The sequence below is a fragment of the Rhizobium pisi genome, assembly GCF_003938655.1.
Lineage (GTDB): Bacteria > Pseudomonadota > Alphaproteobacteria > Rhizobiales > Rhizobiaceae > Rhizobium > Rhizobium pisi.
In genome coordinates, this window is the sequence record NZ_RJJT01000001.1 from 20,853 (window position 1) to 35,410 (window position 14,558).

Below are 14,558 nucleotides of genomic sequence, written 5' to 3' on the forward strand. Positions count from 1 at the left end.
CGGCGTTAATAAGACCCTATGACGCAGGCAAAATCGGCGGCCGCCGCAAGCGGCTTTACACTTTCTTGATCGGCGACGGCTAAGGTTCGGCAATCAAGAAACGGACCGCTAACCACGATGAACGCTGTGCAGCCGATCGCCATTTCATCATCTGCGACCGACGCCCCCCAGGGCGGAATACGCGGCCTGCTCACACGTTTGTGGCCTGTCGTCATCACCTATAGCGTCGTTCTCGCCGCCATTATCATCGTCACGAGGGTCGCCAGCGCCACCGATTACGTCGGGCCCGACAATGATGACGGCATGCGTCTCGTCGAGGTCCGCGATTTTCTCGCCGGGCAGGGGTGGTTCGATCTGATGCAGTACCGTCTCGGCCTAGACGGCGGCACGCTGATGCACTGGTCGCGGCTGATCGACCTGCCGATCGCCTCGCTGATCTGGTTTTTCGGTCTGTTTGCACCCCATGAGACGGCCGAGGCGTTGGCGCTTGCCGTCTGGCCGGTATCGCTCGTCCTGCCCGCCATGCTCGCCATGGCCGTTGCCGGTCGGCGTATCGGCGATATCCCCGGCATGCATATCAGCCTCGTCCTGACCGGGCTTGCGATCTACACCGGAAATCGTTTCGCGCCGGGCGCCATCGATCATCACAACGCGCAACTGGCGCTGGTGGCGACGATGACGGCGATGCTGCTGGATCCCAAGCGCCGCGGCTGGAACTATGCGGTCGCTGGCGTCGCCGCAGCCGTCGCCATCGCGATCGGTGCCGAAACGACACCCTTCGTCGCCGCCGTCTGCCTGACGATCGCCCTGCTTTGGGCGTGGGAGGGCCAGGATTTCGCCGTTGCCGCTCAGTCCTTCGGGCTGGCGCTGGCGGTCGCGATCAGCATTCTCTTCTTCGCAACGGTGCCGCCGCGGCTCTATTCGATGGTCACCTGCGACAACCTCTCGCTCGGTTATTACAGCCTGGCGGCGATCGGCGGCGGGCTTCTCCTGTTTTCAGCGGTTTTTGCGAGCCAGCTCGCCCGCCCCATCCGCTTTGCGGCGCTGGCCGTCGTCGGTGCGGGTGTTCTCGGTTCGGCGGCGGTGATCGCGCCGCAATGCCTGAGCGATCCGCTGGCCAGTCTCGATCCCATGCTGGTCGAACTCTGGCTGAGAAACATTTCCGAAGCCAAGTCGGTTTTCGCCCTGGCGCGCAGCGAACCTTTCGATATCGGCGCCTTCTATGCGGCAGGCCTGTTCGGGATCGCCGTCTGCGTCTTCCGCATCACCCGGCGCGATCGCGTTCAGATCCATCTGATCCTGTTCTTCCTGCTCGCCGTCAGCTGGGCGATCGCACTGGTCCAGGTGCGCGGCGCAACCTTCTCGAACTTGCTTTCCATCCTGCCGCTTGCCCTGTTGATCATCGATATCAGGCGCATCTCCAACAGCGACAGCGAGAATGTTGCCGCTGCCTTCGTCTATGTGGTGACGGTGCTTGCCAGCGTTCCTGCGGCCTGGGCGGTCGGCGGCGGGCTACTCTCGCTGGAGATGGAAAATGACGTGCCGAAAAAGCCGGCGGAGCCGGTAAAGGAGCATTCCTGCGCCTCGAAACAGGCGCTGGCGCCGCTTGACGGGCTTCCTGTCGGTCTCGTCTCGGTACCGTCGGAAATGGGCGTCTCAATTCTCCGCTTCACGCAAAACCGGGTTCTCTCGGCACCCTATCACCGCAATCAGGGCGGCATGCTGACGGAACTGCATATCGGTATGGCTGAGCCGCAGGAGGCGGAGGCTTTTCTGAAGGGGGCGGGTGTCACGACGCTTGCCTTCTGCCCGGATGATCCGCAGACGCGCCAACTCGCCAAGCTGAAGCCTGATGGTCTCTATGCGCAACTCGGCAAGGGGAATATTCCGCCCTATCTGGTGCCGCTTCCGAAAGCGGCGGATGCAGGCGTGCAGTTCTTTCGCTATCGGCCGGCGGCGAATTGACGCCGGCAATTTTCATGACGGGTTCGTTATTGAGAGACGCGTAGTGCGCGAAGACGCGCGCTGGCATAGAGCCCGACGACGAAGAGGATAAGGCCACCATTGTAGCCGAGGATGGCATAAACGAGCGCCAGAAGTGACACCGGTCCGGGCGAGCTTATTGCCGCCAGCGCGAATGTGATTCCGATCAGCGCGGCGATCAACGCGATCGCGGCGGCCGAGCGCGTTTGTCCGGCGCTGATGCCCAATGCTGCTGCCGTAAGAGTAATCATTTCAGCACCCTTCCCGAAGAGAACGAGGGGAAGCATAGGAAGCGCCAGCTAACAAAGATTTACCGGCCATCTTTGCCGAAAAGCCTTTGTATTGCGGTGGTTAGCAATCCCTTTCAGGTAAAACGCACATTCTAACTATCCGTTCCGCAACAAAACGAATTTACTCGATTTTGCTGTTTTTTTCTTTGCTGCAACGAGTGCATGTACAGAATGCCGGGAAACGAGCGCGTCCGACGCAACGACCGCGAACCCCTTTCGCCACCGATCTCAACGGCCGGGAAAACCGATCCCAATGCCCATGCCGACCTTCCCGTTTTCAGCGGATGGACATAGAAAGAAGGGATGAGCAACGTCTTCGACAGCGATTCGCCTACCAACCTTGCCGAATATTCGGTTTCGGAGCTTTCCGGCTCGATCAAGCGCACCGTCGAGACGGCCTTCGACCAGGTTCGCGTGCGCGGGGAAATATCAGGCTATCGCGGGCCGCACTCCTCGGGACATGCCTATTTCTCGCTGAAGGACGATCGCGCCCGCATCGACGCCGTCATCTGGAAAGGCACATTCTCGCGCCTGAAGTTCCGCCCGGAAGAGGGCATGGAAGTCATCGCCACCGGCAAGGTCACCACCTTTCCGGGCTCCTCGAAATATCAGATCGTCATCGAGACGCTGGAGCCGGCCGGCGCCGGCGCGCTGATGGCGCTGATCGAGGAGCGCAAGCGCAAGCTCGGCGCCGAAGGCCTGTTCGATGCCGCTCGCAAGAAACGGCTGCCCTTCATGCCGAGGGTCATCGGGGTCGTTACCTCGCCGACCGGCGCCGTCATCCGCGATATCCTGCATCGCATCTCCGATCGTTTTCCGGTCCATGTCATCGTCTGGCCGGTGAAGGTGCAGGGGGAGGGGTCCGGCGAGGAGGTGGCAAACGCCATCCGTGGCTTCAATGCGCTGGAGCCGGCAGGCGCGATCCCGCGCCCTGATGTGCTGATCGTCGCGCGCGGCGGCGGCAGCCTGGAGGATCTCTGGAGCTTCAACGACGAGGTCGTCGTGCGCGCCGCCGCCGAAAGCCGGATACCGCTGATCTCGGCCGTCGGTCACGAGACGGATTGGACGCTGATCGATTATGCCGCCGATGTCCGCGCCCCGACGCCGACGGGTGCTGCGGAAATGGCGGTGCCGGTCAAGGCCGAGCTCGAAGCGCAGGCGGCCGCTCTTGCCGCACGCCTGCAGGGCTGCATAAACCGCCAGATGGATCAGCGCCGCCAATCGGTGCGCGCGCTGATGCGGGCATTGCCGTCGCTCGACCAGTTGCTGGCGCTGCCCCGCCGCCGCTTCGACGAGGCTGCCGCAGGGCTCGGCCGCGGGCTGGAACTCAACACCATCAACAAGCGTCGCGGCTTCGAGCGTGTCGCCTCGCATCTGCGCCCTGATGTGCTCTCCAACCGCATCACCGAGCGCCGCCAGCTTCTGAGCGAACGCATGGCGCGGGCCGAACGCACCGTCGAGCGCCTGCTCGACCGTTCGAAGTCCCGCATCGACCGCGCCGAGGCAATCCTCGCCTCGCTGCCCGCTCGGCTGAAGACCCAGACCGGCCGCGGCCGCGAGCGGCTCGGCAACCTTTCGCGCCATGCAGATACGGCGATCCGTCATCAGCTGACACGTGCGCGCGCCGAGCTTTCCGCGCAAGATCGTGTGCTGCAGTCGCTGTCTTACAAGAACGTGCTGAAGCGCGGCTACGCTGTCATTCGCGATGAGGATAACAGACCGGTCTCACAAGCTGCGGCACTCTCTGCCGGCATGGGCATTGCCATCGAATTCGCCGATGGTCGCGTCGGCGCCATGACCACGGAAGGCGGCAATCCTCCCGTCGGCGCGAAGAAGCGCGGCGCAAAATCCGCAGAACCGCCGAAGCAGGGAAGCCTGTTCTGACGATGCGGATCCTGCTGTTGCTCGCCCATCCGCTGCCGGAAAGTTTTGCCGCCTCGGTGGCCCGCACCGCCCGCGAAGCATTGGAAGCCTCCGGCCATATCGTCGATCTGCTCGATCTCTACGCCGAGGATTTCGATCCGCGTCTCTCCGAGGCCGAGCGCCGTGGTTATTTCGATGTGCCCTACGACACTTCAGCCGTTGCCGGTATCGCTGATCGGGTGAAAGCGGCCGATGGGCTCGTCCTTGTCTTTCCGCAGTGGTGGTTCAATTTCCCGGCCATCCTGAAAGGGTTCTTTGATCGCATCTTCGCGCCCGGCGTGGCCTTCACCCATGATGCCGCCGGCGGCCGCATCGTGCCTGAGCTCACCAATATCAGACTGCTCTATGCGCTGACGACGACGGGCTCGCCGTGGTGGCTGGTGCATCTCTATATGGGCAATCCCGTCCGTCGCCTGCTGAAGCGCCGCATTGCCAATTTCTGCTCGAAGAAGCTCGTCTTCCGCATGCTGAGCCTGCACGATATGGATCGCGCGACGGAGGTTAAGCGCAAGGCGCATCTGGAACGCGTCCGCAAGGCGCTCATCGCTGTCGTCTGACTATTCGAAATCGGACAGGAATTTCTTGAGCAGCCGGTCGAATTCGGCCTTGTCTTCGGCTGTCAGATTGCGCGTCAGCCGATGCTGGTTGGCGACATGGGCGCCGACCGCTTCTTCCACGGTCGCAAACCCTTTCCCGGTCAGCGCGATCAGCACGCTTCGCCTGTCCTCGGGGTTGAGCATGCGCTCGACGAAACCCGCCTTTTCGAGCTGGTCGATCCGGTTCGTCATCGTGCCGGAACTCACCATGGTCATGTCGAGCAGCTCTCCGGGCGACAGCCGGTACGGCGCTCCGGAGCGGCGAAGCGTCGCCAGCACATCGAAGGCGGAGGAGGAGAGCCCGTGTTTGAGAAGCACTTCGTCCACTTCGCGGCCGATATGCGTCGTCAGCCGCTTCAGCCGGCCGAGGATGCCCATGGGTTCGACATCCAGCTCCGGCCGCTCGCGCCGCCATTGCGCCAGGATCCTGTCGACGTGGTCTTCCTTGGTTTTGTCCATGTCACATCGATATCAGCGGATCTCTTGACGTCAAGATAAAATGCGCTATCGTGGATTTATCTTGAAGTAGAGATTCTTGAGATGAAGAAAAATTTCCGCTACGCCGCCGACGTGTTGATGACAGCGATTGCGCCTGCGATCTGGGGCAGCACCTATTTCGTCACGACGTCCTTCCTGCCACATGGCTATCCGCTGACGGTCGCGATGCTGCGCGCACTACCGGCCGGCCTGCTTCTCTTGCTGATTGTTCGGAAACTGCCGACAGGCGTCTGGTGGGGTCGCGCCTTCATTCTCGGCGCGCTGAACTTCTCGTTTTTCTGGGCGATGCTCTTCGTTTCGGCCTATCGCCTGCCCGGCGGCGTAGCGGCCACGGTCGGCGCCGTGCAGCCGCTGATCGTCATTGCGCTCTCGCGCCTCTTCCTAGGCAAACCGATCCGCTTCCTTGCCGTCATTGCCGGCCTGATCGGCATATCAGGCGTCGGACTGCTGGTGCTGACGCCGAATGCGGCGCTCGATCCCGTCGGCATCGTCGCCGGTCTTGCAGGCGCGGTCTCCATGGCTTTCGGCACGGTGCTGACCCGCCACTGGCAGCCGCCGGTCTCCAGCCTGACCTTTACTTCATGGCAATTGACTGCAGGCGGCGTCCTGCTCGTGCCCGTCGCCCTCTTCCTTGAGCCGGCACTGCCAGTGCCGACGGCGGCCAATATCCTCGGCATCGCCTATCTCGGCCTCGTCGGCGCGGCCTTCACCTATCTGCTCTGGTTCCGCGGCCTGTCACGCATCGAGCCGTCGGCCGCGGCCTCGCTCGGCTTCTTGAGCCCCGCGGTCGCGACCCTGCTCGGTTGGCTGGCGCTCGGCCAGAACCTGACGCCAGCCCAGCTTTCAGGCCTTGCCATGGTGCTGGTCAGCGTCTGGCTCAGCCAGCGCAGCCTGATGGCGAAGGCGGGCGTTGTTACGCCCACTCGCCCTGCCGCATCACCGGAACCCGTGCGCCGTCCGGCTTGATGCCGTCGATATCGACCTTGTCGGAGCCGATCATCCAGTCGATATGGATGAGGCTCGAATTGCCACCCTGCGCCTTGATCTGCTCCTGGCTGAGTTTCGCGCCGTCGAGGAAGCACTTGGAATAGCACTGGCCGAGCGCGATGTGGCACGAGGCGTTTTCGTCGAACAGGGTGTTGTAGAACAGAATGCCGCTGGCCGAGATCGGCGAGGAATGCGGCACGAGCGCCACTTCGCCAAGCCGGCGCGCGCCCTCGTCGGTATCGAGCACCTTGTTCAGCACCTCTTCGCCGCGCGAGGCCTTGGCCTCGACGATGCGGCCGCCCTCGAAGCGCACCCGGATATTGTCGATCAGTGTACCCTGATGCGAAAGCGGCTTGGTGCTCGACACATGACCTTCGACGCGCAGTGCATGCGGCGTGGTGAAGACTTCCTCGGTCGGGATATTCGGATTGCAGGTGATGCCGTTCTTGGCCGCGGAAGCGCCGCCATGCCATTCGTGCCCATCGGCGAGGCCGACCGTCAGGTCCGTGCCCGGTCCCCTAAAATGCAGTGAAGCGAAGCGCTCGCCGTTCAGCCAGGCGGAACGCTTGGCAAGGTTGGCATTGTGTTCGGCCCAGGCGGCGACAGGATCGCTGAGATCGACGCGGGAAGCGGCAAAGATCGCCTTGGCGAGCTTGGCGATCGCAATCGGTTCGGGATCATCGGGGAAGACCACCTTGGCCCAGGAAGGGTTGGGGTAGGAGACGATGTTCCGGTTGATATCGAAATTCGAGATCTTCTCCAGCGCCGGCTTGTAGGCGGTTGAGGTGGCGCGGTTGGCGCGGCCGACCTTGCCGGCATCCTGCTCGGAGAGCAGCATCGGATTGTCGCCGGCGATTGCGAGACGCGCCGCACCATTGTCATAGGCCTTTGCCATGCCCTCGTAGAGCCAGCCGGAGGCGCGGTCGAAGCTCTCGTCGCTGCCATACTGATACCGCGCCAGCGTCGTTTCCTCGTCGGAATAGAAGGCGGTCACCAATCCGGCGCCGGCCTGATAGGCGTGTTTGGTGATGAGGCGCACCAGCGGCAGCGCCACGACAGGTGACGTAATCACCAGGTCCTGACCCTTCTGCAACTGCAGGCCGACCTTGATGGCGACTTCCGCAAGCTTCTCCAGCTTGACGGGATCAACGGTGTTCTGGCTCTGGGGCATGAAAGTCATGGTTCAACCTGCCTTCTGTATTTACGGTGGGAGGCTGGAAGACTTAGACCCGTTTGCGGCGAAAATGAAGGGCGCCGCTTCGGAATTGAAGGCGGCCGGACGCATGTTCCCGGCCGCCTATGCGCACTTCAAGCGGCGGCGGGCAGCCTGAGCAGGATCGAGTTATGCTTCTCGAGGAACTCCGTCAGCCGCTGCGGATAATCTTCGCCGACCGCGTTTCGGACACTCGCGCGCTCGGACAGCGCCTTGCGCCAGCGCTTGACCCGCTCGAGCCCGTCGAAGATTCCGCTGTCGCCGAGCGTGTCGAAGAGATCGAAGTAACGGAAGATCGGCGCGAAGACGGCGTCGACCAGGCTGAAGCTGGCTCCGGCGAAATACGGCCCCTCCGCCAACGCCCCCTCGATCGTCGCGAATTTGGCGGCGAGTGCCTTGCGCTTGGTCTCCAGTTGCGTCGCATCCTGAGCCGTCTCATAGCCCCAGAGGTCGGAAAGCACGGACGACCCGAATTCCATCCAGCCACGGTGGCGGGCTCGCGTCAGCGCGTCGGCGGGATGCAGGGCCGCACCCGCCTGCGTTTCCTCCAGATATTCGCAGATGACGCTGCTTTCGAACAATACGGCCTCGCTTCCGTCTTCCCCTTCGATCCTGAGCAGCGGCACCTTGCCGAGCGGCGATATTTTCAGGAACCAGTCCGGCTTGTTGGCGAGATCGATATTGATGCGCTCGAACGGCACGCCCTTTTCGAGAAGCGCGATAGCGGCGCGCTGCACATAGGGACAGAGATGATGACTGATAAGGGTAAGCCTGCTCATGAAAGTCTCCTGGCGGTTTGCAAAGAATCGGACGGTCAAAATCTATGCAAGTGCATCTAATATCGCTTGCCGCAGAATTCAAGATAGATGTAATTGCATTTATGTCGGAAAATATACCGAAACCGAGCGAAGCCGCCGTCTCAGCCTGGACGCGCATCATGCGCGCCCGCGAACGGCTGCTTGCTGCGATCGAGGCCGACTTCAAGACGGCCGGCATGCCGCCGCTTGCCTGGTACGACGTACTCTGGGAATTGGCGCGCGCGCAATCCGGCAAGCTGCGTCCCTATGAGATCGAGGAGCGGACGTTGCTGGCGCAGTATAATCTGTCCCGCCTGATCGACCGGCTGGCGAAAGAGGGCCTGGTCCGGCGCGAGGTCTTCGCTAGGGATGGCCGCGGGCGCTGGGTGGTGATTACCGATGCCGGCCGAGAGCTTCGTGAGCGCATGTGGGCCGTTTATGCCAGGTCGATCGAAACCAATATCGGCTGCAAGCTCTCCGAAAGCGAGGCGAAGGCGATCGCCGGCCTGCTCGACCGCTTTCTCTAGTTCGAGAGCATGATGTCGCCTGAAAACCGCTTACACTTTTGGGCAACATGCTCTGATCAGGCGATCAGTGACGCGGCGACGGCTTTCAGCGCCTTCAACGCATCCTTGGGATCGAGCCTTACCTGCAGCCCGCGTTGGCCGCCATTGATATAAACGAGCGGTTCAGCAAGGGCGGCCTCCTCGATCGCCGTCGGCACGGTCTTCTTCTGGCCGAACGGGCTGATGCCGCCGACATGATAACCCGTCAGCCGCTCCGCATCGGCAGGCTTCATCATGTTGGCCGACTTGCCGTGAAAGGCGCTCGCAAGCTTCTTCATGCTGACTTCGCGGTCCGACGGCACGACGACGCAGACCGGCTTGCCGTCCACCTCGGCCATCAGCGTCTTCAGCACCCGGTGCGGCGCCTCGCCCAGCGCCTCGGCCGCCTGCAGCCCGACACGCTCGGCGCCGGGGTCGTAATCATAGACATGGACGGTGAAGGCGACGCCTGCTTGGGTAAGAGCCTGTGTCGCGCGCGTGGTCTTGGACATCGCTCAGCGCTCGAACATATCCGCGTAGGCCTCCGGCTTGAAGCCGATCAGCAGCTTGCCCTTTGTTTCCAGCACCGGCCGCTTGATCATCGACGGCTGGTCGATCATCAGTGCGATCGCCTTTTCCCGGGTCAGGTTTTCGCGGTCGGCATCGGGCAGCTTGCGGAAGGTGGTCCCGGCGCGGTTGAGCACGGTGTCGAGACCGGCTTCGTCGATCCAGGCTTCGAGATGGGCACGGTCGATACCCGACGCCTTGTAATCGTGAAACTCATAAGCGACGCCGTGCTCTTCCAGCCACCCGCGGGCCTTCTTCATCGTGTCGCAATTCTTGATGCCATAGATGGTGATGGCCATGCTTGATCGATCTCCCTGTGATGGCAGCGAAATAACATGCACGACGGCCGGCGCAAACGCCGTGCTACTCTTATCCCTCGATCCCTTCGATCCATGCGGGATACTCGGGCGCAAAGCCGGCCTGACTCAATTCTCCAGTGCGCCGGCCCTGCGCGAAGCCTTGCTCGGGCTGCCGCAGGCAATCTTCATCAGGTCACCGCGCCGCCGCACCAGCCGGTCGGACGTCCGGGTCAGGATCAGCCCATCCTGAGGCGCATATAGCTCGATGCTGCCGCCCGGCTGCCCCGGCCGGGTGACGATTGTCGCCAGAAGATCGCCTTCTGCCATCCTCTCGCCGATGTTGCGATGAAAGAGCACGGCCCCGCCTTCAGGTGCGCGGATGATCTCGACATTGTCGAGCGGCACGGCCGGACCGGAGAATACGGCTGCCGTAGCCTTCTCGCTGTTGACGATCCCGCGTGCTGCGAGGAAACGCCAGAGCCCGTCGGCATCCCTTTTCGCCAGTATCGGGTCGACGTCGCGTTTGCCGCGCAGTTCGACGGTGACGGAAAGTTTGCCGGGCAACCGGGACTGGCGCTCGCCGGGAACTTCGTACTTCCATGCAAAGCCCACGGCTTCCTCGAAGGCCGAGCTTTCGCCGTCCGAAAGCAGCACGGCTTCCATCTCGAGTGCGGCGGCGAGATCGGCCGCCTCCGGCCAGAAGGTCTCGTCGATATAGGCATATTGCAGGGATTCGTCATCGCAATGCAGGTCGAGCACGAGATCGGCTCCTAGCGCCATATGCAGCAGCTGCCGCTTCAGTCTGTCAGTAGCCGGATAATCATCGAGATCTTCGGTCAGCGTCGCCCGATCGACAAGGGGGATCAGTGGGAAATCGCGGTTGAAATTGGTGCGTGAGCCCAAGTCGAAACGGCCCTGCAATTCGCCAAAATGCGACTGCGCCGCACCGATCGGATTGGCCTGCGGCACGATGGTGATATCGCCGGCGATCCCGCCTTGGCCTTCCTGCCGCAGCCGCTCGCAAAGGAAATGCAGCAGCACCGTTCCCGGCAGTTCGCCGGCATGCAGTGCCGCCTGAATATAGACCTTCGGCGCCTTCGGATCGCTGCCCTTAAAGCGCAGCACCGGCAGCCGCCACTCCGTTCCCGGCGTATCTCCCGGGATGATGATCTCTGAAACGTCCATTTTGTCTTCGCTCCCCGGCTGCAACCCAGAAAAGGTTTCCAGAGCTTTATGCGGGTAAATCAGCCAAGCGCAAGCCGGGGTAGGCAGGACATCGTTGCCTCAGCCAAGCAACGGCCAGCGATCGATGATGTGATGTCGGTGTTTCCGAGAAGACTGTGGACGAGCAGGAATTCAGATGCCGTCCATGAAACCGGTGTGTCGAGGGTCGCCGTCGGCACGGCCTTGCGGTCGTAGAGCAGTGTCATGTGCGGCTTGAAATCGCCGCTGATATTATGCGGGAATCCGGCATTGTGCATGCTAACGCCGAGTTGGACGCGCAGTCGGGTGAGCGGTTTGCGTCCGCCTTCGCCGCAAAGCACAAGCGCTCGAGCATGCGGGAATCGCATGATCAGATCGAAGCTCATTGCGATCGGGGCACTCTCGACTGCGGCGCCGGCCTGTAGCGCCGCGAAGACCACATTCTCTGGCAGCCTCGGATAGTCGCCGACCCAGATGATTGTCACATGCAAAGTCGTCAGCCGCGGCTCGCCGGAAAGGGAGAAGGCTCGACGATAGTCATGGGCGATCGACGCCGCCTGCTGCTCGATGGCGTCAGGAGGACAGAGGGCAAAGAAAAGCTGGTGTCCATCGCCGTCGCTGTGGCCCGGCCGCCCACGCCGACTGCGGTCATGGTCGAAGTCGAAAGACATCTGGTTCATAGGATCGCAAGGCCGTCATGGCCCGCCTCGTCGTTTCCAAATGCGAGGTAGGATATTCCTGGCGGGGTGGTACATCAAGAACAAAAAGAGAACAATAATTTCCGTCGCACGCAAGAAACGGGTTGAAACAGCAGTCGCTCCATACGATTTTGTCGGTAATCGAAAACGCGGAGGCTGTGTCATGGCTGAGACTATGCACCACTATTTCATCTTCGAAACCGCGAGTGGCTTTTGCGGTATTGCCTGGAGCGACGCCGGCATCACCCGCTTCCAGCTGCCGACGAAAGCCGCGGAAGCGACCGAGCGGCTGCTGCTGCGCCGATTGCCGGGTGCCGAACCCGGAACGCCAACGCCTGACGTGCTCGAGACGGTCGCCGCCGTGAAGCGTTACTTCCAGGGCGAGGAAACGGATTTTTCCGGCGTCGAACTCGATCTTGCCGGCCAGGATACCTTCTTCCGGGAGATTTATGCGGCGGTACGGCGCGTCGGCTGGGGCCGCACGACCACTTACGGCGCGTTGGCGAAGGAGCTCGGCGTCGGGCCGGAAGCCGCCCGCGACGTTGGCCAGGCAATGGCGAAGAACCCGGTCGCTCTGATCATTCCCTGCCACCGGGTGCTCGCCGCCGGCGGCAAGATCGGCGGCTTCTCCGCTCCCGGCGGTTCGTCATCGAAGGCCCGCATGCTGGAGCTCGAAGGCGTCAACCTCGCAGCGCCGCCGCCTGCCCAGCAGTCGCTGGGTTTTTAGGCGGCGGAGGCTTTTTCGCTTTCCGTAATTCCCGGCAAAATCGCTTCGCGCTTTGCCTGGCAAACCCGCTCTACACTTTTGCTGGAATTGCTTTGCCAGTCTCTCAGCCGATCAATGCGGGCTGGCTGTCGGCCGGATGATGATCTCGCTGACATCGACGTCATCGGGCTGGCTGACGGCGTAGAGGATCGAATTGGCGATGGCCTCGGGGCTGATCGTGATCGCCCTGAAAGCCTTCATGGCTTCCCGCGCCGTCGGATCGGTGATGGTGTCGGCCAGTTCCGACGTCGTCGTGCCGGGCGAGATGACGGTGACGCGGATACGATCGGTCTCCTGCCGCAATCCGTCCGAGATCGCCCGCACTGCGAATTTCGTCGCGCAATAGACGGCGGCGGTCGGAGAGACGCTGTGGCCGCCGATCGAAGACAGGTTGATGATCTGCCCCGATCCCTGCGCCTTCATGATCGGAAGCGCCGCCGCGATCCCGTAGAGAACACCCTTGATATTGACGTCGACCATTTGGTCCCACTCGTCGACCTTGAGGGCCTCGAGCGGCGAGAGCGGCATGATGCCGGCATTGTTGACGATCACATCCAGCCGGCCGAATTCGGATCTGGCAAAGCCTGCGAAGGCTTCCACCTGGGAACGGTCGGTGACGTCAAGCCGTCGCAGGCGCACCGTCCCGCCCTTTGCGGCGATGTCGCCGGCGAGTTCCTCTAGGCGCTCGGTACGGCGCGCGCCGATCACGATATGGGCGCCGGCCGCAGCCAGCACCTTGGCCGCAGCCTGTCCGATGCCGCTGCTGGCCCCGGTGATGGCTACGACTTTTCCTTCGATATCAGACATTTCAAGCTCCATTGGCAAGTTAAGCAGTTTCTTGGTGGCGCGTCAGATTGGGAAGTCGGCGCTGAGCGTCGTCTCTGCCCAGGCATCGAAATTTGCGCGCAGCGCATCGAGCCTTTCGCGGGCGATCTTCAGGGCGGGTGCGCCGAGCAGCAGGCGCAGCGGCGGCTCGGTTGCCTCGAATGCGGATATGATCGCAATTGCAGCACGGGCCGGATCTCCCGGCTGGTTGCCGGAGACCAAACGGGTGGCCTGGCGCCGCTTGCCTGACGTTTCGGCATAGTCATCGATGATCGTGTCGGACTCGACCATCGACCGGCCGGCCCAATCCGTGCGGAAGGCGCCGGGTTCGAGGATCGTCACATCGATGCCAAGCGGCCTGACCTCATACGAAAGAGATTCCGACAGGCCTTCGACCGCAAATTTGGTGGCGTGGTAGTAGCCGGTTGCGGCGAAGGCGACGAGCCCGCCAAGCGAGGAGACGTTGAAGATATGCCCTTGCCGGCGTGCGCGCATGCCCGGCAGGACCTGCTTGGTGACATCGATCAATCCGAAGACATTGGTCTCGAACTGGGCGCGTATCTCAGCATCGTCGCCCTCTTCGATCGCCGAGAGGTAGCCGTAGCCGGCATTGTTGACGAGAACATCGATTGCACCGAAATGCGTTTCGGCGTCACGAACCGCACGGGCAACTGAGCGGCTGTCCGTTACATCGAGGGCAAGAGTAAGCGCCCTGTCGCCATGCTCTGCTGTGAGATCTGCCAAGGTCTCGGGTCTGCGCGCCGTCATGGCGGCGCGCCAGCCACGGGCCAGAACGGCTTCGGCTGGTGCCCGGCCGAGGCCGGACGACGCTCCGGTGATGAACCAGATGGGTGTTGTGGAAGACATGATCGTCATCCTTTCCGGCCGGTAAATGCGGCCTTATCCTTGGTGGTATTGCCTTTCAGGCGGCGCCTCACCTGCGGCGAAGCACCATGCCGCCATGATGGAGGGTCTTCTCGTCTACGAAATCGCCATCGGCCGTGAAGCCGGTGTCGTCCCAGTATTCGATATGCCTTCCGGTGACTTCGTAGCGTCCTCGATAGGCACTTTCCCGGTTTCCGCGGGCTTCGTCGTAACGGCCATTCGGCAAAAGTTCGTGGCGGACGCGGCCGTCTTCCGTCACCCACATACCGACATAAGGATGTTGCTGCATTCCACGCTCGCTTGTCTGTTGCTGCTGGGGCTCTCGGTCGTTCACGGCATCGGCGGCTGAGGAACTGGTCGCTGTGCCCGCCAAGGTGGTTGCGGCGAAAAAATGCAGAATAGGACTGTTGGAAATGTTGCGCATCGCTCCTCCTTTCGAAGCCTTGCTTGACCTCGACTGAAAGATAGCCCGCCCATCCCCGG

16 protein-coding genes and 1 pseudogene are annotated in these 14,558 nt (G+C 62.3%); 6 read left to right on the top strand and 11 right to left on the bottom strand.

Annotated elements, in window-relative coordinates; translation table 11 throughout:
* The first annotated feature begins 117 nt into the window (after positions 1-117).
* On the top strand, positions 118-1,965 hold the full coding sequence (locus EFD55_RS00130; RefSeq protein ID WP_125841750.1) for a hypothetical protein: 1,848 nt from the start codon (positions 118-120) through the stop codon (positions 1,963-1,965).
* Positions 1,966-1,991: 26 nt separating this feature from the next.
* On the opposite strand, the gene EFD55_RS00135 is transcribed toward EFD55_RS00130, so the two are convergent.
* Positions 1,992-2,234, bottom strand: coding sequence for a hypothetical protein (locus EFD55_RS00135; RefSeq protein ID WP_125841752.1), 243 nt, complete (start codon positions 2,232-2,234; stop codon positions 1,992-1,994).
* Between the two features lie 342 nt (positions 2,235-2,576).
* On the opposite strand from EFD55_RS00135, the gene xseA reads away from it, so the two are divergent.
* Positions 2,577-4,157 (top strand): exodeoxyribonuclease VII large subunit, encoded by a 1,581-nt coding sequence (gene xseA, locus EFD55_RS00140; protein WP_125841754.1) that lies wholly within the window; start codon positions 2,577-2,579, stop codon positions 4,155-4,157.
* Between the two features lie 2 nt (positions 4,158-4,159).
* Complete coding sequence (locus EFD55_RS00145; RefSeq protein ID WP_125841756.1) at positions 4,160-4,753, top strand: NAD(P)H-dependent oxidoreductase; 594 nt, start codon at positions 4,160-4,162, stop codon at positions 4,751-4,753.
* Here the strand turns inward: EFD55_RS00145 and EFD55_RS00150 are convergent, their stop codons facing one another.
* On the bottom strand, positions 4,754-5,251 hold the full coding sequence (locus EFD55_RS00150; RefSeq protein WP_125841758.1) for a MarR family winged helix-turn-helix transcriptional regulator: 498 nt from the start codon (positions 5,249-5,251) through the stop codon (positions 4,754-4,756).
* An 81-nt stretch (positions 5,252-5,332) separates the two neighbouring features.
* On the opposite strand from EFD55_RS00150, the gene EFD55_RS00155 reads away from it, so the two are divergent.
* On the top strand, positions 5,333-6,256 hold the full coding sequence (locus tag EFD55_RS00155) for an EamA family transporter (RefSeq protein ID WP_125841760.1): 924 nt from the start codon (positions 5,333-5,335) through the stop codon (positions 6,254-6,256).
* Here EFD55_RS00155 and EFD55_RS00160 read toward each other — a convergent pair.
* On the bottom strand, positions 6,204-7,457 hold the full coding sequence (locus EFD55_RS00160) for an aminopeptidase (protein ID WP_125841761.1): 1,254 nt from the start codon (positions 7,455-7,457) through the stop codon (positions 6,204-6,206). The genes EFD55_RS00155 and EFD55_RS00160 overlap by 53 nt on opposite strands.
* A gap of 128 nt (positions 7,458-7,585) precedes the next feature.
* Positions 7,586-8,269: a glutathione S-transferase family protein gene (locus EFD55_RS00165; RefSeq protein ID WP_125841763.1), complete on the bottom strand. Its 684-nt coding sequence runs from the start codon at positions 8,267-8,269 to the stop codon at positions 7,586-7,588.
* Between the two features lie 101 nt (positions 8,270-8,370).
* On the opposite strand from EFD55_RS00165, the gene EFD55_RS00170 reads away from it, so the two are divergent.
* Positions 8,371-8,814, top strand: a complete 444-nt coding sequence (locus tag EFD55_RS00170; protein WP_125841765.1) for a MarR family winged helix-turn-helix transcriptional regulator — start codon at positions 8,371-8,373, stop codon at positions 8,812-8,814.
* Positions 8,815-8,870: 56 nt separating this feature from the next.
* Here the strand turns inward: EFD55_RS00170 and ybaK are convergent, their stop codons facing one another.
* The 4 genes and pseudogenes from ybaK to EFD55_RS00190 all read right to left on the bottom strand — a co-directional run bounded on the left by ybaK (position 8,871) and on the right by EFD55_RS00190 (position 11,581).
* Positions 8,871-9,344 (bottom strand): Cys-tRNA(Pro) deacylase, encoded by a 474-nt coding sequence (ybaK, locus tag EFD55_RS00175; RefSeq protein ID WP_125841767.1) that lies wholly within the window; start codon positions 9,342-9,344, stop codon positions 8,871-8,873.
* A gap of 3 nt (positions 9,345-9,347) precedes the next feature.
* Positions 9,348-9,698 (bottom strand): ArsC family reductase, encoded by a 351-nt coding sequence (locus EFD55_RS00180; RefSeq protein WP_125841769.1) that lies wholly within the window; start codon positions 9,696-9,698, stop codon positions 9,348-9,350.
* 126 nt (positions 9,699-9,824) lie between these two features.
* The gene (locus tag EFD55_RS00185; protein ID WP_125841771.1) at positions 9,825-10,883 is read right to left on the bottom strand and encodes a M14 family metallopeptidase; all 1,059 of its coding nucleotides are present in this window, start codon (positions 10,881-10,883) and stop codon (positions 9,825-9,827) included.
* Positions 10,884-10,982: 99 nt separating this feature from the next.
* Positions 10,983-11,581, bottom strand: a pseudogene (locus EFD55_RS00190) (2'-5' RNA ligase family protein).
* Positions 11,582-11,762: 181 nt separating this feature from the next.
* On the opposite strand from EFD55_RS00190, the gene EFD55_RS00195 reads away from it, so the two are divergent.
* The gene (locus tag EFD55_RS00195; protein WP_125841775.1) at positions 11,763-12,326 is read left to right on the top strand and encodes a methylated-DNA--[protein]-cysteine S-methyltransferase; all 564 of its coding nucleotides are present in this window, start codon (positions 11,763-11,765) and stop codon (positions 12,324-12,326) included.
* 111 nt (positions 12,327-12,437) lie between these two features.
* On the opposite strand, the gene EFD55_RS00200 is transcribed toward EFD55_RS00195, so the two are convergent.
* From EFD55_RS00200 to EFD55_RS00210, 3 genes are read right to left on the bottom strand one after another with little or no spacing between them, the layout of a single operon-like run.
* Positions 12,438-13,172, bottom strand: a complete 735-nt coding sequence (locus tag EFD55_RS00200) for an SDR family oxidoreductase (RefSeq protein ID WP_125841777.1) — start codon at positions 13,170-13,172, stop codon at positions 12,438-12,440.
* Between the two features lie 42 nt (positions 13,173-13,214).
* Positions 13,215-14,066, bottom strand: coding sequence for an oxidoreductase (locus EFD55_RS00205; protein ID WP_183736649.1), 852 nt, complete (start codon positions 14,064-14,066; stop codon positions 13,215-13,217).
* Positions 14,067-14,124: 58 nt separating this feature from the next.
* Entirely contained in the window at positions 14,125-14,499 is a 375-nt protein-coding gene (locus EFD55_RS00210; protein WP_125841781.1) for an Atu4866 domain-containing protein, read from the bottom strand.
* Positions 14,500-14,558: the final 59 nt, after the last annotated feature.